Origin of the sequence: Rheinheimera sediminis (assembly GCF_004005375.1) — a bacterium.
GTDB lineage: Bacteria > Pseudomonadota > Gammaproteobacteria > Enterobacterales > Alteromonadaceae > Pararheinheimera.
This window is the reverse complement of record NZ_RZUF01000004.1, coordinates 16,483-41,385: the sequence shown is the minus strand read 5'-3', so window position 1 is coordinate 41,385 and position 24,903 is coordinate 16,483. Positions and strand designations below refer to the sequence as shown.

Annotated in this window: 18 protein-coding genes; 3 read left to right on the top strand and 15 right to left on the bottom strand. The window is 46.1% G+C overall.

Translation table 11 applies throughout. The features are described from left to right. Positions 1 to 417: 417 nt before the first annotated feature. From EMM73_RS03380 to EMM73_RS03365, 4 genes are all read right to left on the bottom strand, one after another. Positions 418 to 1,440 carry a 2Fe-2S iron-sulfur cluster-binding protein gene (locus tag EMM73_RS03380; RefSeq protein WP_186435111.1) on the bottom strand — a complete coding sequence of 341 codons (1,023 nt, stop codon included), beginning with the start codon at positions 1,438 to 1,440 and terminating at the stop codon, positions 418 to 420. Positions 1,441 to 1,652: 212 nt separating this feature from the next. Beyond that, complete coding sequence (gene tdh / locus EMM73_RS03375) at positions 1,653 to 2,675, bottom strand: L-threonine 3-dehydrogenase (protein ID WP_127685053.1); 1,023 nt, start codon at positions 2,673 to 2,675, stop codon at positions 1,653 to 1,655. A 10-nt stretch (positions 2,676 to 2,685) separates the two neighbouring features. Continuing rightward, positions 2,686 to 3,882, bottom strand: coding sequence for a glycine C-acetyltransferase (locus EMM73_RS03370; protein WP_127685052.1), 1,197 nt, complete (start codon positions 3,880 to 3,882; stop codon positions 2,686 to 2,688). A gap of 146 nt (positions 3,883 to 4,028) precedes the next feature. Continuing rightward, the gene (locus EMM73_RS03365) at positions 4,029 to 4,688 is read right to left on the bottom strand and encodes a TetR/AcrR family transcriptional regulator (protein ID WP_127685051.1); all 660 of its coding nucleotides are present in this window, start codon (positions 4,686 to 4,688) and stop codon (positions 4,029 to 4,031) included. A 106-nt stretch (positions 4,689 to 4,794) separates the two neighbouring features. On the opposite strand from EMM73_RS03365, the gene coaD reads away from it, so the two are divergent. Together coaD and EMM73_RS03355 are read left to right on the top strand one after the other, a co-directional pair. After that, the gene (gene coaD / locus EMM73_RS03360) at positions 4,795 to 5,280 is read left to right on the top strand and encodes a pantetheine-phosphate adenylyltransferase (protein WP_127685050.1); all 486 of its coding nucleotides are present in this window, start codon (positions 4,795 to 4,797) and stop codon (positions 5,278 to 5,280) included. Between the two features lie 24 nt (positions 5,281 to 5,304). Then, positions 5,305 to 6,720 carry a capsule assembly Wzi family protein gene (locus EMM73_RS03355; RefSeq protein WP_127685049.1) on the top strand — a complete coding sequence of 472 codons (1,416 nt, stop codon included), beginning with the start codon at positions 5,305 to 5,307 and terminating at the stop codon, positions 6,718 to 6,720. A gap of 118 nt (positions 6,721 to 6,838) precedes the next feature. Here EMM73_RS03355 and EMM73_RS03350 read toward each other — a convergent pair whose 3' ends face one another. The 5 genes from EMM73_RS03350 to nagK are packed head-to-tail and all read right to left on the bottom strand — an operon-like array spanning position 6,839 to position 12,399. Beyond that, complete coding sequence (locus EMM73_RS03350) at positions 6,839 to 7,930, bottom strand: acyltransferase family protein (RefSeq protein ID WP_127685048.1); 1,092 nt, start codon at positions 7,928 to 7,930, stop codon at positions 6,839 to 6,841. 18 nt (positions 7,931 to 7,948) lie between these two features. After that, complete coding sequence (gene nagP, locus EMM73_RS03345; RefSeq protein WP_222422588.1) at positions 7,949 to 9,253, bottom strand: N-acetylglucosamine MFS transporter NagP; 1,305 nt, start codon at positions 9,251 to 9,253, stop codon at positions 7,949 to 7,951. Between the two features lie 59 nt (positions 9,254 to 9,312). Further along, positions 9,313 to 10,434, bottom strand: coding sequence for an N-acetylglucosamine-6-phosphate deacetylase (nagA, locus tag EMM73_RS03340; RefSeq protein ID WP_127685047.1), 1,122 nt, complete (start codon positions 10,432 to 10,434; stop codon positions 9,313 to 9,315). A gap of 10 nt (positions 10,435 to 10,444) precedes the next feature. Beyond that, positions 10,445 to 11,443: a glucosamine-6-phosphate deaminase NagB-II gene (gene nagB-II, locus EMM73_RS03335; protein WP_186435110.1), complete on the bottom strand. Its 999-nt coding sequence runs from the start codon at positions 11,441 to 11,443 to the stop codon at positions 10,445 to 10,447. Positions 11,444 to 11,490: 47 nt separating this feature from the next. Further along, positions 11,491 to 12,399 (bottom strand): N-acetylglucosamine kinase, encoded by a 909-nt coding sequence (nagK, locus tag EMM73_RS03330; protein WP_127685045.1) that lies wholly within the window; start codon positions 12,397 to 12,399, stop codon positions 11,491 to 11,493. 360 nt (positions 12,400 to 12,759) lie between these two features. On the opposite strand from nagK, the gene EMM73_RS03325 reads away from it, so the two are divergent. Continuing rightward, the gene (locus EMM73_RS03325) at positions 12,760 to 15,327 is read left to right on the top strand and encodes a family 20 glycosylhydrolase (protein WP_127685044.1); all 2,568 of its coding nucleotides are present in this window, start codon (positions 12,760 to 12,762) and stop codon (positions 15,325 to 15,327) included. A 61-nt stretch (positions 15,328 to 15,388) separates the two neighbouring features. Here the strand turns inward: EMM73_RS03325 and EMM73_RS03320 are convergent, their stop codons facing one another. The 6 genes from EMM73_RS03320 to EMM73_RS03295 form a co-directional block, all read right to left on the bottom strand. Continuing rightward, positions 15,389 to 16,357: a Gfo/Idh/MocA family protein gene (locus tag EMM73_RS03320; RefSeq protein ID WP_127685043.1), complete on the bottom strand. Its 969-nt coding sequence runs from the start codon at positions 16,355 to 16,357 to the stop codon at positions 15,389 to 15,391. Between the two features lie 671 nt (positions 16,358 to 17,028). Next, complete coding sequence (locus EMM73_RS03315) at positions 17,029 to 17,748, bottom strand: SapC family protein (protein WP_127685042.1); 720 nt, start codon at positions 17,746 to 17,748, stop codon at positions 17,029 to 17,031. A 245-nt stretch (positions 17,749 to 17,993) separates the two neighbouring features. Beyond that, the gene (locus EMM73_RS03310) at positions 17,994 to 19,553 is read right to left on the bottom strand and encodes a tryptophan halogenase family protein (protein ID WP_127685041.1); all 1,560 of its coding nucleotides are present in this window, start codon (positions 19,551 to 19,553) and stop codon (positions 17,994 to 17,996) included. 12 nt (positions 19,554 to 19,565) lie between these two features. Beyond that, complete coding sequence (locus EMM73_RS03305; RefSeq protein WP_186435109.1) at positions 19,566 to 20,264, bottom strand: SapC family protein; 699 nt, start codon at positions 20,262 to 20,264, stop codon at positions 19,566 to 19,568. Positions 20,265 to 20,292: 28 nt separating this feature from the next. After that, positions 20,293 to 21,840 (bottom strand): tryptophan halogenase family protein, encoded by a 1,548-nt coding sequence (locus EMM73_RS03300; RefSeq protein ID WP_127685039.1) that lies wholly within the window; start codon positions 21,838 to 21,840, stop codon positions 20,293 to 20,295. An 84-nt stretch (positions 21,841 to 21,924) separates the two neighbouring features. Next, entirely contained in the window at positions 21,925 to 24,489 is a 2,565-nt protein-coding gene (locus EMM73_RS03295) for a TonB-dependent receptor (protein ID WP_186435108.1), read from the bottom strand. Positions 24,490 to 24,903 lie beyond the last annotated feature (414 nt).

The window sequence follows — 24,903 nt, the reverse complement described above, 5'->3', positions numbered from 1 at the left end:
CTCAGTACGTCCATTCGGCGGCAAGCCAAACTGTTGGCTTACCGAAAGCCCGAATGAACCCAGAAAAAATTGGGTGGCCAAGGTTTTGAGGCTGGGAGTGTTTGAATGACGAGCGCGTTGCTGCGTCGCCTTGGACGCACGATTTTGGGCCGGGCTTTATACTCACTTCGTTCGTACCCCTTCGGGGCCAGCTAAAGCTGTTCAACGCAAGCGTTGTCGCTGCGACCTGAGGTCGCCTTTTATGAATTACATCCATGTAATTCACCCTAGGGACAAGCCTTCGGCTGTTAGAAAGTGCTTCCTGCACTTTCTTGCTTTGGATACTTTCTTTTGGCGAAGCAAAAGCAAAGTATCTCGCCAAAGGCGAAAGCTTTAGATCTCCAGGTAGACATAGCAGCCAGTAGGAGTAGGTATAAATCAATGACTGGTTGCAGTAGGTTCCAAACCAGTCAACTGCTCTGGCGATAAATCTTCAGATAAAATATCCGCACTCAACACCAAAGCCGAAGTCGGCTGAATACAACAAGCCAATACTTCATCAGCGCTACAGCTTATGCTAGGTTCCAGCACTTGCTGGTATTCACCTTTGACCACACGCACTTTACAAAGGCCACAAGAGCCACCTTTACAGTCGTAATTCAGTGGCACGCGAGCGGCGAGAATAGCATCCAGCACCGATTTATGGCCTTGACTATCCGCAAATACGCCATTGATTTCTATAGGAAAACTGTGCTCACTTGCAGCAGCACTAAAGAACTCAGCATAACAATGCTGCGCCCCTAAAATGCCTAAATCGTAGATCAGCTGCTCCACCATTTTTGCTGAAGCACAAAAATAATACTGAGCCTGAGGGCCTGCCAATTTATATAAATACCCTGCGTCAATCCGGCCTTTAAACCCCTGCCAATCGGCTGGTGGTTGAGTGAGTGCAATACGAAGTTGTAAGCGGGGCAAACGCCGTAGCAAAGGGTAAAATACGATATCTTCCAGACGGCGGGCCTGATACACCAGAAACACCTGACGTTTTTGCCGGATAGCGGCATAGGCCATCGCCAGCATAGGGGTAATGCCAACACCACCAGCCACCAGCACCAAAGGCTGGCGCGAGCGATTTAATAAAAAATGGCCGCGTGGATAAGAGCTTTCGACTAAATCACCCACTTTCAAATGCTGAAATAATGCCTGACTCAGGCGGCCATCGGTTTCTGCTTTAATCACCAGTTGGTAGTAACGCTGCTGACTACAATCCTGAGCCAATGAATAAGCCCGGCTGACAGGTTTGCCCTGTAAATCTTTGCCATACAACAGAATATGCTGACCGGCTTTGGCCTTGGGTAACAACAAGCCGTCCGGATGTTGCAGCCATAACTTCAGATACTGGCCCTGACGCTTTACCCGCACCAGCTGCAATCTTAATCGCTGATTCTGTAATTTTGGCAAAGCTATATGCTGCCAGTAGCCGCGGCCAAACAAGAACAAGGTCAAAAAAAGCAGAGCAACAGTCAGGGCGATCATCGGAGCTATGAAGTTCAGATAAGAATAATTATCAAATGATAACAGATCGCATTTAAGTTTGCCTAGTGGGAAATGATTAGGGTCAGAGCAAAATTAAGCTTTTAGCTTTAACTTTACTCTGACCCGAACGAAGCAAATTACCAGTTCAGAATGACTTTACCGGATTGGCCTGAGCACATAATCTCAAAACCTTCCTTGTAGTTTTCCATTGGCATTTCGTGGGTAACTATTGGGGTTAAATCCAAGCCTGATTGAATTAAGCTGGCCATTTTGTACCAGGTTTCAAACATTTCGCGACCATAAATGCCTTTGATCACCAGGCCTTTAAAAATCACCTTGTTCCAGTCCACCGCCATATCTGAAGGAGGAATACCGAGCATAGCAATTTTACCGCCGTGGTTGATGGTATCTAACATGCTACGGAAGGCTGAAGGTACACCGGACATCTCGAGGCCGACGTCAAAACCTTCGGTCATACCGAGCTCTTGCATTACGTCTTTTAAATCTTCTTTGCTGACGTCTACAGCACGGGTCGCGCCCATTTTACGCGCCAGCTCTAAGCGGTATGGGTTTACGTCTGTGATTACAATATGACGGGCACCGACATGGCGGGCTACTGCTACAGCCATAATGCCGATAGGGCCAGCGCCTGTGATGAGCACGTCTTCACCTACTAAGTCAAAAGACAAAGCTGTGTGCACTGCGTTGCCAAATGGGTCGAAGATAGCGGCGATATTATCCGGAATATTGTCCGGAATTTTAAAGACGTTAAAGGCAGGAATAGACAGATATTCAGCAAAAGAGCCTTCGCGGTTTACACCTACGCCTACGGTGTTACGGCATAAATGCACACGACCAGCACGGCAGTTACGGCAGAAACCGCAGACTAAATGGCCTTCGCCTGATACGCGGTCGCCTTTGGCAAAACCCCGAACTTCAGAGCCCATGTCGACCACTTCGCCAACATACTCGTGCCCTACCACCATGCCATGAGGAATAGTGTTTTGTGCCCATTCATCCCATTTATAGATATGCACGTCTGTACCACAAATAGCGGTTTTTTTGATTTTGATCAGCACATCATTCGGGCCTACTTTTGGCATATCCACTTCGGTTTGCCAAATGCCCGGTTCTGCTTTTAATTTTGCTAATGCTTTCATTTTGGCGTCCTCAGGCAATTACGCCCATTTCTTTACCAATACGGATAAAAGCGCTGATGGCTTTATCCAGGTGTTCTTTATCATGAGCGGCCGAGATCTGAGTGCGGATACGGGCCTGATCTTTTGGTACTACAGGGAAAGAGAATCCCACGACATAAATGCCTTCGGCGAGCATACGGCGCGCCATTTCCGCTGCTACTTTGGCATCACCTAACATCACAGGAATAATAGCGTGATCTTTACCTGCCAGCGTAAAACCAGCGGCTGACATTTTTTCGCGGAAATAACTGACGTTGTGCCATAACTTAGCACGCAGATCATCACCCTTTGCCAGTAAATCCAACACTTTTATCGATGCAGTAACAATAGAAGGCGCTAACGAGTTAGAAAATAAATAAGGACGTGAACGCTGACGTAACCATTCAATCACTTCTTTTTTGCCAGAGGTATAACCACCTGAAGCGCCACCTAAGGCTTTGCCTAAAGTACCAGTGATAATGTCCACTCGTTCCAGCACGTCACAGTATTCGTGGGTGCCGCGGCCATTTTTACCAACAAAACCTACGGCGTGGCTATCGTCCACCATCACCAGTGCATGGTATTTGTCAGCTAAATCACAGATGGATTTTAAGTCAGCGATAACGCCATCCATTGAGAATACGCCGTCTGTGGCGATTAATTTAAAACGGGCGCCATCAGCGTCAGCTTGTTTCAGTTGAGCTTCTAGTTCAGCCATATCGTTATTGGCGTAACGGTAACGTTTGGCTTTGCATAAACGCACGCCATCTATAATGGAAGCATGGTTTAACGCATCTGAAATCACAGCATCTTCAGCACCTAAGATAGTTTCAAACAAACCACCGTTGGCATCGAAGCAAGAGGAATACAAAATAGTGTCTTCAGTGCCTAAAAAGCCGCTGATTTTTTGTTCCAGTTCTTTATGAATATCCTGAGTACCACAGATAAAACGCACGGACGCCACGCCAAAACCGTGGGAATCCAGACCTTGTTGGGCTGCTTTAATCAGGTCAGTGTTATTGGCTAAACCTAAGTAGTTATTAGCGCAGAAATTGAGTACTTGTTCATGACCTACGGTCACGGCGGCTTGTTGCTGCGAGCTGATCACTCGTTCAGCTTTGTACAGGCCCTGCACTTTTACGTCTTCTATTTGTTGTTGTAAATGTGCAAGGAAAGGAGTCGTTCGCATAACTTTCTCCAAAAAGGCTGAGGGCTTGGTTAAAACCGCCGTATTGTAATCACTAAGCAGGAGGGATGCAGCGCTTTTCTGTCAGAAAAGCCTGCAGATCGGATTAGTTGCCTGGCAATCTGTAGCAAATAGTTGCCAGTCGATTGTTATATCGTCGGTTCTCCGGACAAGGTCTGATAATGCTGTTGCAGTTTTTCTATGCGGGGCAGTGCCTGCTCAGTCGCATAAGGCTTAAATAGCAGCAGTACTTTTAGCACTCCCAAATAAGCCTGTTCTTTACTCATCAACCTGTGAGGTGCCTGAGTTTTTAAGTAACTAATCCAGAAGGTCACTACCAGCTTGATGGTATGGGCGAAATTAGCAATATCGGCATCCTCTATCTTAATTACATTGGCTTTTTTCAGAGCACTTAATACTGAAATCACTTTTGCCAGTACTGCTTTTTGTACTGTTAAATAATCCTGCTGCAAAGCCGCATCACGTGACAGAATATCTGGCAGATTGGCGTAAAAGAAATGAAAACGCCACATCAACTCAAATACCACATCCAGATACTGGGCTAAGGAATCCAGTGCTTCTGAAGGCTGGGTAGGCGGCTGTAGTCTGTTATCAAGCAGCTTGGCGTACTCACGGAAGATATTCCTCACTATGTCTTCTTTATTCCGAAAGTGGTAGTAGAGATTGCCAGGGCTAATACCTAAATGCGCCGCTATATGGTTAGTCGTAATACAACGTTCACCCTGCTGATTAAATAGCTCGATACTTGCCTGCAGTATCTTGTCTTTGGTTCGTAGCTTCTTATCCATCCGCGTATTTCTTTTTATTTATTTTTTATTAATTTGCTATAGTAACGCCAATTCGATGAAAAACTCTAGCCGTTCGTACAGGCAACACAGGGATGACCATAAAACAATGAAAACTAAAGCAATTTATCCCGGCACTTTTGATCCTTTAACCAATGGTCACAGTGACTTAGTGCAAAGGGCTGCACTTTTGTTTGATCAGGTCATAGTTGCCGTCGCTGCTAACCCCAGTAAGCAACCACTATTTACGCTGGCAGAACGAGTGCAGCTGGCACAACAATGTTTTATTAGTCTGCCGAATGTAACTGTCGTTGGCTTTTCTGGCTTGCTGGCCGATTTTGCCAAACAGAATCAGGCGCAGGTTTTGCTGCGTGGTGTGCGCGCTGTAGCCGACTTTGAATATGAGTTTCAGTTAGCCAGCATGAATCGCCAGTTAAACCCGGATTTAGATAGCTTATTTATGACACCTTCAGAGAAAAATACTTTTATCTCATCGACTTTAGTGAAAGAAGTCGCCCGCCATGCTGGCGATGTCAGCCGTTTTGTCGCTTCTCATGTAGAACAGGCATTAAAACAAAAGTTTACAACGGTTTAATTTGAAATACGGATTTTGGTCGTAATGAAAAAACTTAAGTACAGCACTTTTACTCTGGCTTTTCTGGCCTTGTCTGCACAAGCTACCCCCTGGATGGATACGCAGGACAATTACCTGCGTCAGTCGCTGCAAACTTTGTCTCACGCAGGTTTAATCAGTGGTCCTGTGAATACCTATCCATTGATGTGGAAAAACATCGCCAAAGATTTAGCAAAAGCTCCGAATCGCCGTTACAGTGAGGAAGTGACTTTTGCGCTGGCTCATGTACGTAAAGCTTTAAACGTCAACAAGAGTGATAAAACTGCTGGGGTTAAACTCAAGGCCAATTCAGCAGAAATGGGGATTCAGAGTTTTGGCGAAACCTATCAGGATCAAGCCAGCATTACAGTATTCAGCGAGTTTCAGAATGATATCTTTGCCGGCCGCTCAGAAGTGCATTACCGCGCACGCCATGATGGCAGCACAGAGCAGAATTTAACCTACGACAATAGTTATCTGGCCGCACTGCTGGGCAACTGGGTATTGTCGGTTGATCAGGTCAGTACCTGGTGGGGTCCAGGCCAACAAAGCGCCTTGCTGCAAAGTAATAACGCCAGGCCATTACCTTCTGTACGTTTAACCCGGCATGGCTGGGACGCCATAGATTTGCCAGTACTGAACTGGTTAGGACCATGGAGTTTCACTACCTTTATAGGCTTAGGTGAACACCAAAGCCCTGTCAGCCAAACCCGTTATTGGGGCGGGCGTTTCAATTTCAGACCTACAGCTACTGTGGAACTGGGAATATCTCGCGTTAGTCAATGGGGTGGCCAAGGAAAAAACAATGGCGTTGCTGACTGGTGGGACATGCTTATCAACAAAGACGAAGCCAGCGCTAATTCCGATCAAAGAGCAGCCATAGATTTAAGTTATCACTTCAATCTGTTGAATCAGCCGCTGACGGCTTATGTTGAGCTGGCTGATGATGATAACGCAAAAGGACTGCCGGATAACCCTTTGTTACTGGCAGGTGTTCGCAGTTACTGGGGCAATAGCTCAGGCATCCATACCGTCAATATGGAGTATTCAGATACTTATATTGATTGTGCTGACTCAGTGATGAAAGGCGATTGCGCTTATCAGGGTGAGTTGTACCCTCAGGGCTATAGCAGATACGGCCGTGTGATTGGCAGTGGTTATGGCAAAGACGCTCGGGTATTAAGCGCTGGTTATCATTACCAAACGTATGACGGCATCAGTTGGTCAGGCCATCTGTATCTGGCTAATTATTATGACAATACAGGTGAAAGTGAACAAAGCTGGCAAGCCAAAGCAGAACACAGACGACCATTTTTTAATGGTTTGCTGAGTCTGCAGTTACGTTATCTGGATCAATCACCATTATTGCCTGAAGGTGCTGACGAAGTAGCCGCAGCCACCACCTGGGAATACAGGTTCTAACTTCATTCGGGTCAGAGTAAAATGGGGTCATACGACCCCATTTTTATTCGCAACTATGCTGGCGCTCCCCTCACGGGCCAATGCTCGCATTGTTAAACATTGTTCCTGACCATGTTTTTTACAGCTTAATGATTATATTGCGTTTATACAGCAGCAGTGACAGATACCAGAATCCAATCACATGCAGCAGTGCAAATACAAAAGACGCCAGTTTGGCAGGGAACACCAAAGCTAATTGCTCAAAACCCCATTGGTACAAAGAGACTGAACCTGTCTCTGTAGTAAGAAAAATCAGCTGCCCTATCAATACTGCCCAAAGCCAGGACAAAATATAAATAAACAGTGGATTAGTGCCATAGACTTTTAAAGGTTCAGCCAGGCTAGTCCAGCCTTTGATATCAATACACCAAACCAAAGCCGCTAACAGCAACAAAATTAAACCATTGCTCAGCGCCAGATAACTGCCGGACCATAGGGCTTTATTGATGGGCCAAAGCCAATGCCAAAGCAAGGCCAGCACCACCAGAACCAGACCGGACAGCAATAACAGACGCAAAGCTTGATGCTGCTGTTTGCCCTGTAAAAACGCTGCTGTACCAAAACCAATTAAAACAGCAACCACACAAGGCAAAGTGCTTAACAAGCCTTCGGGGTCAAAAGCCACACCAAAACCCTGATACAAATGAGCAGCGCCAAAAATGGCTAAATCCCATTGCCGCACCAGATTGTGCTCCAGGCTAAAAGGCAATTCACCTCCACCCAGCACCAGAGCTAACCAATACAACAACACCAAAGCCACAGCCACAAAAGGCAAGTAACTGCGTTTTACCATCAAAATCAACAAGGCGGCCAGCCAGTAGGCCAAACCTATACGTTGTAATACTCCGGGCAAACGTAATTCGGCCAGATCCACAGTAAAAGGCAGGTAGTTTAGCAACACGCCAATACCTATTAACTTTAAGGCCCTGCTACTAACCCGCCACAGGCTTTGTTTAGATAAGACTGCAGTTTTCAGCGAATAAAACATGGAGGCCCCCACCACAAACAAAAAGGTGGGGAAGACGATATCGGCAAAAGTAAATCCATCCCAGGGAGCATGCAAAAGCGGTGTATAGACATGCTGCCAGGAACCCGGTGTATTGACCAGGATCATAAGGGCTATGGCTAAGCCTCTTAACGCATCCAGCGCATAAAAACGTGGTGAAGACATAGAGGCGCCTTTAATAAATTAAGAGCTTTTCCAACTGGTGAGCTTATGGCCTTTTACTGCATAAAACAGGATAAAGGCATAACAAGGTAACATCACCAGATAAGCGCCCTGTTGCCCTAAGGCTGTGCCACTGGCAAGACCCCAAAACAATGGACCAAAAGCGCCGCCTGCAATACCCATAATAAGTAAAGCCGAACCAATACTGGTTAAAGTGCCAAGACCTGATAAAGCCAGAGGCCAAACCGCCGGCCAGACAATGGCATTAGCCAAGCCAAGAATGGCAATACATAACAAAGTATCAGGTAAAGCAGTACCACCAAAAGGCACCAGCAGCGTATTCGCGATAAGGTACGAACTGGTATCACCAAACACTACGACCAAAGTTAAAACCAAGCCTAAAACTGCAGAAACAGCCAAAGCTTTTTGCTGAGATAACACCCTTGGAATAAGAAGAATACCCAATATGTACCCTAAGACCATACAAGCCATAGTATAAGAGGTCATCACAGTGTAACGCTCAACACCGAGCGACAAGGCAAACAAACCTATGGTGTCGCCTGCAATCACTTCAACGGCTACATAAACAAATAACGACAGTACACCCAACACCAGTGCTGGTTTCGCCAATACCGCTTTTAACTGTTCGAAACCAGTGCCTGTGCCTGACTCTTTTTCCAGTTCAGGCAAAGGTGAGTATTTAACAGCTAAACCCAATAAACCTAAAAATGCAGCCAATCCAAGGTAAGGCAACACCAGGCTGGCGGCCATAGCGTCAATTTGTTCTGGGCTCAGGGCAGTGTCCACTGGCACGGTAAAACCACTGACAATCAAAGCTGTAAAGACCAAAGGAGCAACAACACCAGCTGTTTTATTCAAAATACCCATAATGCTGATGCGCACAGCGGCAGTTTCTTCAGGACCAATTTTGACAACATAGGGATTCACTGCGGTTTGTAATAAGGTTTGGCCTGTACCTATCACTAACTGAGCCAGCAAAAAAAGACCAAAAGTTTGAGTTTGTGCAGCAGGAATATACAAAAGGCCAGCCAGCATCATCACCGCCATACCCAGCGCCATGCCATTTTTATAACCTACTTTACGGATCAGCCAGGCAGAAGGCAAAGCGGTAAAAGTCACAGCGATATAAAAGGAAAACAGCACCAGCGATGCCTGCAATGGACTTAACTGCAGCATTTGTTTTAAATACGGCATCAAAGAGCCATTCAGCCAGGTCGCAAAACCCAGTACAAAAAACAGCATGGCCACTATGACCATAGGCAAAACGCCACTACGGGCCTTGGGAGTATCGACTGTCATTTCCATAATTTCTTCCTGTTGCTTTAATAGTTATTATGTTGAATTTATTGGATAATATTTATTAGTTATCTGGTTTCGATAAAAGCCCTGCCTTCCAGCCAGCACTGCTGTACCAGGCCTTCATCACTGAGCAAAACCAAATCAGCTTTGGCCCCTGCTTTAATTTGCCCACGCTGGGTGCTAATGCTTAAAAACTCGGCGGGATACAAGGAAGCCATTCGCACAGCTTCTGACAAATCAAGGCCCAGTTCTTTGACCGCATAAGACACAGCACTGGCCATATCCAGCACTGAACCCGCTAAGTTGCCGTTTAAATTGGTTAATTTATTGCCGTTACGTATAACTTTACCGTCAAAAAAATCAAACTCAGTTTGACTGGTGCCCACAGGCGACATTGCATCTGTCACTATCAGCAGTTTGCCCTTGGGTTTAGCCGCTAAGGCCACTTTTACTGCCAGCGGGTGCACATGAAAACCATCCAAAATAATGCCACACCAGCTGTGTGGATCGGCAAGCGCCGCACCCACCACACCAGGTTCACGCGAGGTTAAAGGCGACATCGCATTGTATAAATGCGTAAAACCCGTAGCTCCGGCAGCTAAAGCGGCTTGCACTGTGACAGCATCCGCGTTGCTATGACCTAAACATACAATGACATTAGCTTCGACTAACTCTTTGATCTGCTCAGGGCCGATGTTTTCAGGCGCAACTGTCACCAGTTTGATGCCCAGATCAGTACGACGATAAATAGCCAGCTCAGCTGCAGATAAAGGCCGAATATGAGGTTCAGGGTGAACACCTTTTTTCGGCACAGACAAATGCGGACCTTCAAAATGTACACCCAAAATACCAGGTTCTTTGCTGGCAATAGCCTGAGCTACCACATCCGCAGCTTGCTGCATTACAGCAACTGAATCAGTGATCACTGTAGGCAACAAGGCTGTGCTGCCAAACTGAGCATGGGCTTTGACCATAGTGCGCAGCGCTTCGAGACTGGTATTGGTATTAAACAAAGCGCCACCGCCGCCGTTTACCTGCACATCGATAAAACCAGGGACCAGCGTACCTTGCAGCACGGCACCATCAGCAGATTGAATCGAATGAATACGATCAGCCTCTATAGTTAAAGTTACATTCTGCTGCCAGTTCTGACCATCAAATAGCCGGGCTACTGAAATCTGTTGCATCACCACCTCATCAGACCGTTTTAGTGACTTTATTCAGGCCTGGAGGTGCATCCGGATTGACACCACGGCTTCTTGCCACAGCTTCAACATCCAGATAAAAACGCTGCAATAAAGCCAGTGGTAATACCCGTGGATTAGATAACAAATCAGCATGATGCAAATGCACAATGCGAGCACCACGGCTACGTACTTCGGCAATTTGTGCCTGATGAGCCGCATTCGCTTCATCCGCTATGCTGACATCAACAATAGCAAACTGATCTTTAACTAAAGTCACAGGGCCATGCAGAAACTCAGCGCTGGAAAAAGCTTCAGCGTGAATACCACAGACTTCTTTGAGTTTTAGTGCAATTTCACGGCTGATGGCGTACCCCGGACCACGACCCAACACCACCAGATGCTTAACCCCTTCTAAGGATTGAGCTGTCAGTTGAGCTGGTAGTTCGATAGCCCGTTCCAGTAATTCAGGCAAACTAACTACAGCATCCTGTAACTGACTGCTGCCAGACCATGCCGCAACCAGTTGCAATAAGGCACTTAAAGTGGCTAGATAACTTTTTGTCGCTGCAACGGCTTTTTCAGCGCCCACATTCAATGGGATCACCTGATCGGCTTGTTCAGCTAAAGGTGAGCTCTCATCATTCACCAATGCAATGACCAGGGCGCCAGCAGCTTTGGCCATAGCAACCTGAGCCAGAATATCCGGGCTTCTGCCTGACTGTGAAATCACCAGTACCAGAGCACCAGTCAAATCCAGTTGTTTGTTATAGACGCTGGCAATTGAAGGAGCAGCAGCAGTAACAGGTAAACCTATTTCAATCTCAATCAGATACTTGGCAAAGACACCCGCATGATCGGATGAACCACGACCTACCATATAGACATAACGGGGCTGCTTTTGTTTGATCAAGGCGACTATGTCAGCAATACGGCTGGCATTGCTAGCTAATTGCTCACGGATCCGGCTTGGTGCTTCCGCAGCTTCCTGCGCCATAATAGTTCGGGTCATCATTGGGTTACTCACTGCTTAAAGTTAAGAGATCTGTTGTTTATTAGCTAAGAAATACGTTGGGCTTGTTGCTGGCGTTGTTTAGCAAACCAAACGGCTCCAAATTCTGGCGTAGCCAAAGCTGGGGTCACTTTTTGTTGCACTTCTGCCGCCAGATAAGGCTGTAACTTGTGCGCCAAACCACCAATTAAGGACAAACGAGGTGGATTGATGCTTAATAAACGTTGAGCTATGGCACTGATATGAGCCGCAGCCTGCTGCACTATCCGCTGCGCCAGTGCATCGCCCGAATCAGCTGCAGTAAAGACCAGAGGTGCGTATTTGGCATAAGTAGTGGGACTAGCGTGCATAAAGAAATCAACCAGAGCCAAAGTCTGGCTGAGTTTTAATTCATCGCATAACAAATCAGTCAGCAGCGTTTGCGGGCCTAGTAAATCTTTGGCTAGCAGCACATGGTGCACCATTTGCAAACCTAACCAGGCGCCACTGCCGTTATCGCCATAAGGAAAACCGTGACCTCCCACTTCGATCAGCTGACCTTTGACATCAGCCAGACCACAAGATCCTGTACCAGCAATGATAACGGCACCATCAGCGCCCTGATGTGCACCAATACAGGCTACATGTAAATCGCTGGTCAAATGCAATTGCGCAAAAGGATGCTGCCATTCTGAAAAAATACGATAGTATTCAGGCATATTGACGCCAGCCAAACCGGCCCCAGCAATAAGTCTGGACATATCTTTAAAAGCCATACCGGCACAAGTCAAAGCTTGTTGGGTAGCAGCCAGAATAGAATCTGTTGCGACTTTCATGCCACGTAACGGATTGGCTGGGCCTGATAAACCCTCGCCTATCACCTGATTGTCTTCTGTAACTATGATGACCCGGCATTTACTGCCTCCACCATCTACACCTAAATAAAACGGGCCATCATAGCCCACTGCTGTAGTCATCCTACCAACCTCGTTGCATTATCCGCTGGTCAGCTGTAATCCAATCTGATTAAGCTACCACCTGTTGCTGCCCACTATTTGATCAAAAACCAAATTGACAGCGTTGTCATTTTTTTAATTCAGCATATAATAATTTTGACAAATAACAAGACCCTTGTTTAAAAATCCAGCTTAATTTTTCAAAATAAGCAAAAGAATTACAAAATTTATTTTTAAAATCAATCAATTAGGAGAGGCCTGCCTTGTCATTGTTCTGTCACTTTGCATGTCATAGCTGCAGCAAAGGGCAGCGTCATTTCCATAAAATCCATCAGGGAATAACCTGCGGTGATAGTGTACCGCTGTTTAGGGGAGCGTGCGATGAAGTATTTTTTACTACTATGGCTTTGTATTAGTTACTTTTTTTGCGGACAAGTTCAGGCTTTTTCTCAAGCGGAACTGGCTGAATTTGCCAAAAACACTGAATTAAAGTTCGCGGTTAAAAGTAATTTCACTTCAGCTACTGAACCAAAAAGTCAGGTCGAACTAATTTTGAGGAATAAGTCGTCTCAGACTTTGAGTGCAGGTAAGACTAACTGGGTGCTGTATTTTCATGCCATCCGAAAACAGGAAGGCGCAGAGCTGCATGGTTTGATGCTGCAGCATGTACAAGGCGATTTACATAGCCTCAGGCCGAGTAAAGACTTTAAAGGTTTAAAACCAGGCGAAGAGTTACGCCTTAGATTTTCTCCATCGTCCTTTATGGTCAGTTACAGCGACTGGATGCCACGGGCTTTTATTACCGCCCAAGGTTTAAAGCCTGAAGTCTTTGCCAACACAGATACCGAAGATTTCAGTCGTTTTGTTGAACCTTATACCAGAGCTGAGCAGTTGCAGCGCTTTAATCAACCTTCGCCGGATTTATACCCTGTAGCCACCAGCCAAAGCCGCTTTGTGTTGAATCAACAGCAACTATCAGCTTTTAAAAAACCAGAACAATTATCCATAGTGCCCAGCCCGCAACAAATCAGCTATCAGCGCGGCCAAACAAAACTTAGTGCTGACTGGCTGATTTATCACAGTGGCCGTTTAACTTCTGAAGCGACTTATTTGCAGCAACAATTGCAGCAAATCGCAGGCTTATCACTTAGTTTAACTACCAAGGCGCCAGCCAAAAATCAGCCTCATCTCGCCTTGACTGTTCAGGCAGCGAAAGAAAAAGCTGAAGGATATCAGTTGGTGATCAGCGATAAACAAATAAGCCTGAGTGGCAATGACAATGCCGGTGCCTTTTATGCAGTGCAAAGCTTGCTGGCATTGCTGCCGGTAGAGGGTGAACGCACTGTTTTACCAAATGCTACTATTACCGACTGGCCACGTTTTGCTTGGCGTGGCTTGCATTACGATATGGCGCGTAATTTCCATGGTAAAGAAGTGACGTTGCGCATGATCGATCAGCTGGCGCGTTATAAGCTGAATAAGCTGCACCTGCATTTAACTGAAGATGAAGGCTGGCGCATCGAAATTCCAGGCTTGCCTGAACTGACTCAGATAGGTGCAAATCGCTGTTTTGATTTGTCCGAGCGCAACTGCCTGCTGACTCAGTTGGGTACAGGCCCTTTTACATCAGGCAACGGTAATGGCTATTACAGCACGGCAGACTTTATTGAGATCTTAAAATACGCAGCCGAACGCCATATCGAAATCATTCCGGAAATTGATATGCCAGGCCATGCCAGAGCTGCGGTAAAAGCTATGCAGGCCCGCTATCTGACGCTGAAAGAACAAGGGAAAGAAGCTGAATCGACACAGTATTTGTTGTCCGATCCGCTGGATCAGTCGAAATACATGACGGTGCAAAACTATACAGATAACTCTATCAATGTCTGCCTGCCTTCCACTTATGCTTTTGTCGACAAAGTGATTTATGAGCTGCAACAAATGTATCGTCAGGCTGGTTTACAACTCAGCACCTTCCATATGGGCGGTGATGAAACAGGCGTAGGTTCATGGACAGAGTCTCCCGCTTGTCAGCAACTCATAGCTACAACAGACAATGGGGTGGCCGGAGTGGCCGATTTAAAGCCTTATTTTGTCGCCAAAGTAGCGCAGCTGGCCGCCAATAGACAGCTGACCCTAGGTGGCTGGGAAGATGGTTTAATGTATGACGCTAAAAACCCCTTTAACCGTCAGCAATTTGCTAACGAAAATGTCTATGCCAATGTGTGGGATAATATTTGGGAATGGGGTGTCGCTGATCGTGCCTACCGATTAGCTAATGCTGGTTATCAGGTGGTGTTATCGCATGGCACTCATTTGTATTTTGATCACCCCTACGAAGCACATCCAGAAGAAAGAGGCTACTACTGGGCAGCACGCTTCACTGATGTGGCTAAAGTATTTGGTTACATGCCCGACTATTTATACGCTAATGCCGATAAAACGCGGGAAGGACAGGTCATTGAAAATCTTGAGGTTTTGTTAGGTAAGGAACTGCCAGCCTTAGAAAAACCAGAAAATATTCTTGGTATTCAGGGCCAGATCTGGACTGAAACGATCAGAACGGCAGAACAATTGGAACAAATGCTGTATCCACGCTTATTAGCCTTGGCAGAACGGGCCTGGCACAAAGCAGAGTGGGAAGCTGACAAGCCTGACACAAAAGCCAGACAACAAGACTGGCAACGTTTTGGCTGGACTTTAACTCAAAAGGAATTGCCGCGTTTAGCAGAAGCTGGTGTGGCTTTATATCTGCCACCACCAGGTGCAGTGCTGCAGGATGGCCTATTGCTGGCCAACAGTGCATGGCCAGGTTTAGTGGTTGAATACAGTGAAGACCAGGGAAAAAGTTGGTTAGTTTATACTGAAGCTGTGAAAGTGAGTAGCAACTTACTGCTTCGCACAAAAGCCAAAAATGGGGCCATCAGTAGAGTAACCAAGCTGGATTAGCCGTCTTAAAATGGGTTCAGCTCACATTATTCACTGTTAACAATGTGAGCTGAACCCAATTTTAGTTTTTTAAAATCTGCTCCATCATCCAGCTGGCTTTTAGCGCGGTTTTTCCAGTAGAAGGATGCCCTGAGCCATGGAGTATGTCGCTTACCATTGCCTGAATATGGTAAAACTGGATATTTTCCGGATGCGGTACGTCCAGACTTAACTGCTGCTCTTTGGTAAACAACTGCACGGGTTCCTGCTCAAATACCGAAAACTCAATCCGGCCTTTGCTGCCATAAATCACCACTTTATCGTTGCGCTCAGCTGCGGCAAAGTTCCAGAACCCAGCGCCTAAACAACCCGACTGAAATTGCCAGACTGCAGTCACTGCATCTTCTGCAGCATAAAGCTGTTGCTGATTGGTAGTGATCCCCTGCACAGTGGCTATATCGCCCAGCAGATAGAGTAATAAATCCAGGCCATGACTGGCCAGATCAACAAAATAACCACCACCAGCTTTTGCCGGATCGGTGCGCCAATTGTATTGTCCGGCCAGATCAGCCGTATTCGGAGTGCGGCTGAAGCTCCATTGCACCTGGCGTGGAGCACCAATCAAATCCTGTTCCAGCCATTCTTTAATTTTTAAAAAACGTGGTAATGAGCGACGGTAATAAGCCACATACAAAGGCAATTGCTTTTGTTCGAACACCTCAGTCATTTCAATACATTCTGCAGTATTTAATGCCATAGGTTTTTCGACACAACAAATTTTCCCTGCTGCGGCCACCAACAAAGCATAGGCTTTGTGACTATCAGGTGGAGTGGCGATGTAGACAGCATCCACAGCAGGGTCATTGATCAGTTGTAGAGCATCACTATACCAGCGCGGTACCAGATGACGCTTGGCATAATCTTCAGCCTTGGCCGCATCGCGACGCATCACAGCGACCAGACTGGAGTGTTCCACTTTATTAAAAGCCGGACCACTTTTTAATTCGGTGACATTGCCACAACCAATAATTCCCCACCCTATCTGCCGCATAACCATGTTTCCACAACTCATTGAACTAAGGCTACTTTACTTGTTTATGGCAAGAATGTCTTTGCCACGAGAGCAAGGCTTCCGTCGGAGCCAAAGATGTGATTCAGGCGCACCACTCTGGGGATAGCATGTCAGCAATGTGCCACATTAATTGCTGTTGCAGCCAGGCAACAAGCAATCGAGACTCAAGGAGCATAGTCTACTCTGTGTATTTGGATTGAGACGAGTGAGCGCCATGGATGATTGCGAATAAATAAAAAAGAGGGTACTGCAAGCAGTACCCTCAAAGATCCCTTGGATCAAGATTGGCAAACAAAACACAACATCCATGTCTGCTGGTAAATCCTGTTGACCAACTACCAATCAACCTGACTTTGGCAAGGGTGAAAACCACAATCAGACCCCAGCAAAGGTCTGACCGCCCCTTTCTTTACAACGTATTGCTGCAAGTCCAGGACCGCAGCAAAGGCACTCCCGACAATATGACAACGCTGTCATCTTGATGTTATGTATTTTTTTTCATCAAATCAAGTGTTATTTGCACTAAAAAAGTATATCTAAACCAACTGGGTAAGGAATGAAGACAGCAGGTGCAGTAAGGGCGAATAAAGAAGATCAGGGGAGGAACAGCAAGCAGCACATACTGTGCTGCTTGGTTAGATGGCGCTGGTTCAGGCCGTTTTAGCTACAGCTTTATTGGCTCTTTCACCTAAACGCTGAACCTGTTGCAACGACATTAAATGTGCGTAAATTGCTGGTATCAGACCGCGCTTGTTTAAATCCAGTAACTGCTCATCAGACAATGAATTTAGTTTTTTCTCGTCGACAATATAGATGCCTGAAATCTCACGTGGTTGGCCTTCAAGCTTGATAGTTAAGGTCTGAGGCACTAATAAATCCATATCAGCCAGAGTTTTGTTAAAAGCTCTGGTCGTTTGAGACTGCATAAAAAACTCACGCATAGACTCAACACGGGATTTCAGGAAATCAGATTCAGTACCATCTTCGTTGAATAATGCATGGCCAGTCTCAGTGTTGACCATATGGCTCGACTCCACCAATGCAACCAACAGCTGCCCTTCTTTGCTCGGGTCATCAGCCAGAATCAATGGATGATTCCACAGCACTCTTGGTACATAAAAGCCCTGCCATTGACCTTCGGTCACCATCAGGTTTTCACCTGTTTTCAATCCAAGCATGGCCACAACATCGAAACGTTCTGACGCAGAATCTTTAATAAAAACTATCGGCATTTCTGCACCAATACGAACGAACTCCTGAACCACTACAGGCAGAATATGCTGCTCTTGTGCGAAGGTAAAAGCGTTAGCAGTATTGATTTTAGTTTGTGCATGTTTTTCTTTTTGTAGCGGAGCAATTTGCAGTGACATGAATGAAACCTCTTAACACATCCAACAATATAAGCCTCACAGGAGGCCGTGATAAATTTACCGCAATAAGTGCGTGTAAAACTGAGGCCTCAACTTACCTTAGAAATCCGGCTGACACCAGAGCCATCTGGTTTCCCGACAAAAAACTTTTAACATTGAACCCAAGACTGAGGCCTCGAGACCGCCAGGCTATCGACTTTAGAAAAACCTAAAATACGACTCACAACACGCCAAAAGAGTAGTCTTTATAGTTTTGGCATCCCATATTGATAGACCTTATCGAGTAACTCCCTATGTGTAGGCAGTTGCTGTTGCAGTATAGCTGTGGTGCGATCAATCTCGGCAAACAACTGATGTGCGCTCTGTATATCAGAGTAACTACTCAGATTATGGCTGATATCGGTATTAAATTTCATGCCGTACAAGACAAACAAGTAGCTGTCGAGCACAAAGGGTTCAAAGGCATAATCAAAATCATACTTACCTGGCGGGTGCAATCGCCAGTGTGCCAGTCGCTGTTGTAAAGACTGAGGAATTGAGCTGTCTGTGCAGTTGTCCACCCAATACTCTGTATCACGGCGCTGACTGATGCAATAATGCAACTTAATAAAGTCGATGCTTTTATCCCAGCGTAACTTAAAGGTATCGTTGAATTTTTTTTCCACAAACTCCAGTGAAGCACTGCTTCGAGGAAACTGATCTGCAAGCATATTGGCCGCAGCTTCAATCAGAAAAATGGCTGAAGCCTCCAGAGGTTCTATAAAAGCTGCCGACATTCCGATAGCCACACAGTTTTTGCGCCAAAACTGTTGCCGATACCCCAGATTCAGTTTTATTTTTCTCGCCTCAAGCCCCTCGGACTGCACACCTATGTGTTGTCGCAGTATCTGCTCAGCACGCTCATCTGTGCTGTGCGAGCTGGAATAAACATACCCTACTCCACGCCTGTTGTGTAAACCTATATCCCAAGTCCAGCCTGCTTCATGCGCTGTTGCTATGGTATGGGTGGCTATGGGCCAGTCAGGCGCAGGATAAGGCACCTGCATTGCCAGTGCTGTATCGTTAAAAATAATATCGTTAATACCATGCCAAGGCACGCCTAAGGCCTCCCCCAACAACAGAGCCTTACTGCCGGTACAATCAACAAAAAAGTCCGCCTTTATTTCACCTGCGCTATCGGTAGACACGCTGGCAATAGCACCACAAGGGTGCAAACTCACCTGCTGTACGTTGCCCGATATAAAACGTACCGATAATTTTTCGGTGCAGTGCTTTTTCATAAAAGCAGCAAACTTTAACGCATTAAAATGGTAAGCATAATTTTGCAGTGCTGAATAAGCCGCAGTGGTAATTTTTTTTGGTGCCAGTCCCAGCTGACAAATACGACTTTGTGATGCCACAGCTAAATCGTAGGGTAAGTCAGAAGCCCCCTGCAGCCAGTAGGGCGCGAGATTAAAATCATAGGATGAATGAAACACTGCACTGAGCGGATGAAAATAGCTATGCTTTTCGCCTGGAACTGGCGTGTGTTGCCAGTTCACAAATTCAGCGCCCTGCTTGAAGGTGGCATCACATTCGCGCATAAACTCGCCTTCATCCACGCCCACTGTCTGCAAGGTGGTTCTCATGGTTGGCCAGGTTCCTTCGCCAACACCTAAAATAGCAATATCAGGCGACTCGATCACTGTGATTTGTACGCTGCCCGGCTTACCGGCGTTGAGCTTTTTTGCCAGAATAGCCGCAGTTAACCAACCCGCTGTGCCGCCTCCAACAATCACAATCTCGTCCAGAGTTGACTTCAACATATTACTATTCCTTTAAAGTACTGATCGCTGAATCAAAGCCGACACTTGGTTCATCGACATCAACACAGCGTGCACCGCAAGCAAACTATTATTCTGCCGCAGTGATAACCACTGCTGATCAGTTAATTCTGCCAGCCGTTGCTCATCAATGAGGTAAAGCCCAGTCAAGTCATAAGCTTCAGCGCCCTGGGGTGTCAACGTCAGAGTTCGGGCGACTAATAGCTCGAGCTCAAGCAAAAGCTGGATAAACTGCTGGGTTAGTAAAACACTTTTTGCCTGAGCTATCGCAGCGCCAGCTCTTTGTTGCAGATACTCAGTGGCTTGCCCAGCAGCGAACAATGAGTGCCCTGATTGCGGGTTAAACAAGCTGCTTTGTGTGTCAACCACAATGACGTAATCGCCTGAAGTGGTATCTGGCTGTACTGCCAGCAGAGGGTAATTGCGCAACGCCTGAGGCGTATAACCCGCCTGCCACCCCGCCTGATGCCAGTACAAATTTTGCCCTGGTTTGATACCAGTCATCACGCAGGCACGAAATTGCCCTGTATTGCTGTCTTTGACAAAAACAATAGGAAAATATGCAGCTGCTGCGGCAAATTCATTGACCTCCAGTGGCAATATATGTGCAAGTTTTGTATGCGAAAACAGCTTATCTTCTTGTAGTTTGTAATGCTGATGTTGCTGGCTATCCAGCGCTATACGTTGAGTCATTCTTACTAATTCCGCTTTATATCTGCTGCTAGAGTGCAGAAAAACCATACCGATAAATTTTCGCCAGCAGCTCCCGCTGAGCTGGCAATTCCTGTTGCAATTGATGAGTCAACTGCTGCACCCGCTGAAAATACAAAGCGGCTTTGCCACCTTGTTGATAACGTTGCAAGTCGGCTAATTGCTGCTTAAAGCCCATGCCGTACAACACATACTGGTAACTTTCCATTGGAAAGGGTTCGTACACATGTGCAAAATCATAAGGACTGACAGGTTGAGTCTGCCAGCTTTGCAGCACATCCTGCAGCGATTGGGGTATCAATTGCTTTGCTCTTGCAGCTTGCCAAAAAGGCTCGGTCCGACCCGATAAGGCATAGTGCAACTTGATAAAATCAATAGTTCTTTGCCAGCGAAACAAAAAGGACTTATTAAATTTACTCTCCGCCAGTGGCAGATTCTCTTTCAGTGCAGGTAACTGATCGGCCAGCATATTAGCCGCAGCTTCAATCAGAAAAATCGCGGATGCCTCCAGGGGTTCAACGAAAGCTGCTGACAAACCTATGGCGACACAATTTTTGTGCCAGAACTTTTCACGATAACCGACCTGCATCGCCAGTTTTCTGGCTTCCAGTGTATCGGCTGCCGGACCAATATAACGTCGCAAGCATTGTTCAGCTTGCTCATGAGACACATAGTTGCTGCTGTAGACATAGCCCACACCACGGCGATTTGTCAGACCAATATCCCAAATCCAACCAGCAGCTTGGGCTGTAGAATGAGTACAAGCATTGATAGGAGAGTCAGGCGTGGGGTACGGCACCTGTATAGTCACTGCATGGTCTGTCAGCAAGGTATCCGATACAGGCCGGAAACCCACTCCCATTGCTTTCCCCAGCAATAGACTTTGAAAACCTGTGCAATCAACATAAAAGTCGGCCTGCTGTCGGCCTGCACTGTCAGTTATCACTGCAGCTATACTGCCATCGATAGCCAGACTGACATCCAACACATTGGCACTGATAAAATGTACGCCCAGTTTTTGCTGTGCATGGTTTTTCAACAGGTCGGCAAATTTACCAGCGTCCAGATGATATGCATAGTTGAGAACGCCTTCATAGGCCTTATTGGTGATTTTTTTTGGCGCCAACCCAAGTTCAGCAATAACACCTTGGGCGCTCACTGCACTGGCATAAGACTTATGCTGGCCCGCACGTCCCTGTAACCAATAAGGTGCCAGGTTGAATTGCGTCGGGTCGCTGACTGAGGTGAATAAATGATGATAACTCGCTGGCAAATCACTGTGCTGCCAGTCCACAAATTTAGTGCCTTGCTTAAAAGTCGCATTACAACTGCGCAAAAAGTCTTCTTCTTTTATACCTAGCTTTTGCAAGGTCGCTCTCATAGTAGGCCAGGTGCCTTCCCCAACCCCAATGGTAGCTATATCTGGCGATTCAATTAAGGTGACCTGAATAGCGCCTGGTTCAGCACTGTTAAATGACTGGGCCAGATTGGCCGCTGTCAGCCAGCCAGCAGTGCCTCCGCCAACGACCAGCACTGAGCGAATTGCTTCTGTTTGCATACTGCAACCTTTAAAAACGGAACTGTTTCACGTTACAACAACTCAGAAAAAAAGGAAGGCGACTGCCTTCCTTTTTAGTCATAATCAAAAACGATAAGACGCTTTCAATGCATAACGACGACCATTTTCTGTAATAACGCGCACTGTTTCAGCTCCGGTACTGTGACGCTGATAAGTGATTTCATTCGCAAGGTTCACACCCTCCAATGAGACATCCAGTTGGTCAGTTACTTTGAACACTAAAGTAGCATCAATAAAATCCTGGCCATCAAAGGAGTCATTGCCGTTACCCAATGCAGTGCCCTCAGCAAAGAACTGGCTGCGGTTGGTATAAGCTAAACGGGCAGAGAACATCTCATGTTCATAATAACCAGTCACGTTGAACTGATTGCGCGATGAACCCGGCAGAATAATCTGCTCGCCATTATCAGTCTCACCAGTTGCATCCACGTAGGTATAGTTAAACAAGGCACCAAAACCATTACCAAAGTTGGTTTGCCATTGGAGTTCCAGACCTTCAATTTTACCGCCACGACCCTGATCTGGTACCGACACTTCGTACTCACCAGGTACAGGTACATCTACTAAATTTTCAACTATCTTTTTGGTGCTGATAAAAGAAGCAATATCTTTATTAAACACGGCAAAAGACAACAGAGAAGATTCGTTGTAATACCACTCCAGGCCAATATCCATCTGAGTAGCGCGGAAAGGATCTATAGCAGGGTTACCACGTGAAGCCTGCAAACGGCCACTCTCTGGAGGCGTGTCCGGTAAACCTTTATAACCTGGTGCTAGTTGGCTATAGCCAGCGCGGGTCATCACTTTAGAGGCAGACATGCGTAAAATCAGCTCATCTGACAGATCAATGGCCAGGTTTAAAGAGGGCAGGAAGTCACTATAGTCGCCTTTGAAGGAATCGATCCCGGTCAGGTTACCGTTATATGCACGGCCGTCAGTTTCTGTTTTGACATAGCGCATACCCACATTGCCGCGATAACTATCACCAGAAAAATTACCCTGCACATATGCCGCATACACGTCCTCAGTCACTGAACTGAAACTGGCAAGCTGCCTGTTCCAGGCTGTTACCGAATCATTTAATGCATTCCAGTATGCCTTACCATCAATTTTGACATAGCTACCAGGCGAACCTGCAGCCATAACGCCGCCAAAATCTTTTAATAATCCGTCATCAAACTGGCTGATATTGGTAATGCCATGATCACCTAATTCAGCACCATAAGAATTGTAAATAAATTCATGTGAGCGGATTTTAACACCGGTTTCGATACTCTGGATGGCACCGTAATCTACGTCCAGCTTTAAATCAGCCTGAGCATAGCTTTCTTCGTCTTCCAGTTCAGTACGAGCCAATGACCCACCCTGGAAATCCTGCCATGAAGTATCGCTCAGGCTGACACCTTTTGGCGCAAGCAACATGGCATTGGCTAAATCCATATCAACATCAACACTGATACCGTTAGTGCCATTTATAGGCTGGCCCCATAAACCGTTGGCATTGCCACCATTACCACCATCGGCCTTTGTAGTACCAATAACACCTGACAACTTATAATTCGAAGCCTGGTAGTCAACTCGCAAATCCAGAACGTCACTGATCATTTCGGCGTTACGAGTATTGGTATCCTGAGCCAGCCAGGCAGCTCTGGTCACAGTTCCTTTTAACGGCAAACCATTAGGAGCAACGCGTCCACTGGTATTCGTCATAAAAGCGGGATCTGCACCAATGACTAAAAAGTTTTGGTTGGTATTAAAGGCATCTAACTTGGTGCGAAACGCATGTAAGGTAATACCTAACTCTTCTGTTGCCTGAAACTGGGCGGTGATATCGTAAGCGTCTCGTTTACGGTCCTGATCAAAACCAGCAATACCAGAAGCTGACCAGCCCTCTTCCCAATAGTTCTCCGCTTTACGGCCACGACCTATTTGTTCCAGCGTGGAAATCATACCAAGCACACCGAAGGTCTCGTCGTCATTTTTCCAACTGTACAATGTAGAAGCCCCCAACCCAGTCTCATCAGCAAGTGAGTTCTGGTTAGCTTCTACAGAAGCAAACAAGGTGTTGCTATCCAAATCCAGTGGTTTGCGGGTATGCAGAATCACAGTACCACCTACACCACCTTCATCCAGTGAGGCGACTGGTGATTTATACACTTCCAGATCTGAAATCATCTCTGATGGCATCAAATCCATATTAAAACTACGTTTGTTCGCTCCCTGTGAAAACCAGGATGTGGACGCCACAAATTGGCCATTCATTTGTACCTGAGTAAGCGTCGGATCGACACCACGAATAGATACTTCTGCGCCTTCGCCAACAAAACCACGGTTAATAGCAACACCTGCTATCCGCTGTAACGACTCAGCGATATTTTTATCAGGAAACTTACCTATATCCTCCGACGTGATAGCTTCTACTGTAGCAACAGCATAACGTTTTGCATTTAACGATGCTTCCTGTGAGGCTTTAATACCACGGACCTGGATGACTTCAACCTGTTGTTCTTTTTTTGCGCCTTCTTCTACAGCCTGATCTGCCATAGCTGGAAAGGCTAAAGCAGCAGTTCCTACTAACAAACCTAATTTGACCGCCACGGCGCACTTATTCATTTTATTGTGCAGCATAAGCTTCTCTCCCATTCCTGTTTTTTTGTGCGATGATTTTTTTATGTCCTGAAACAACAGATTTTCATGATTCCATCATGACAACGCTGTCATTGAAATTTAACATACACAAAAAAATCCAGCTTTGCAAACTCCTTCAGCTGAAAATTTAAACGAATTTAAAAAGTAACATATGGCAGGTTAGAACTGTTTTTTATAACCAGTTTTTGATGCTTGCCGGAGGAAAACAAAAAACAACCAAATTATCCAATTGATTTATATACAAAAAATTGTTTTTTATTTTCAAAGTGCCAAAAATGAGGATTTTTCAGGCTAAAAAATATGGAATAAATGTTTGCCGTTTTGGCAAAAAAGAGTTATGCCTAAACTCAATCTTTGTTACAAAATGACCAGCGCTGTCATAAAGTTAGCTGG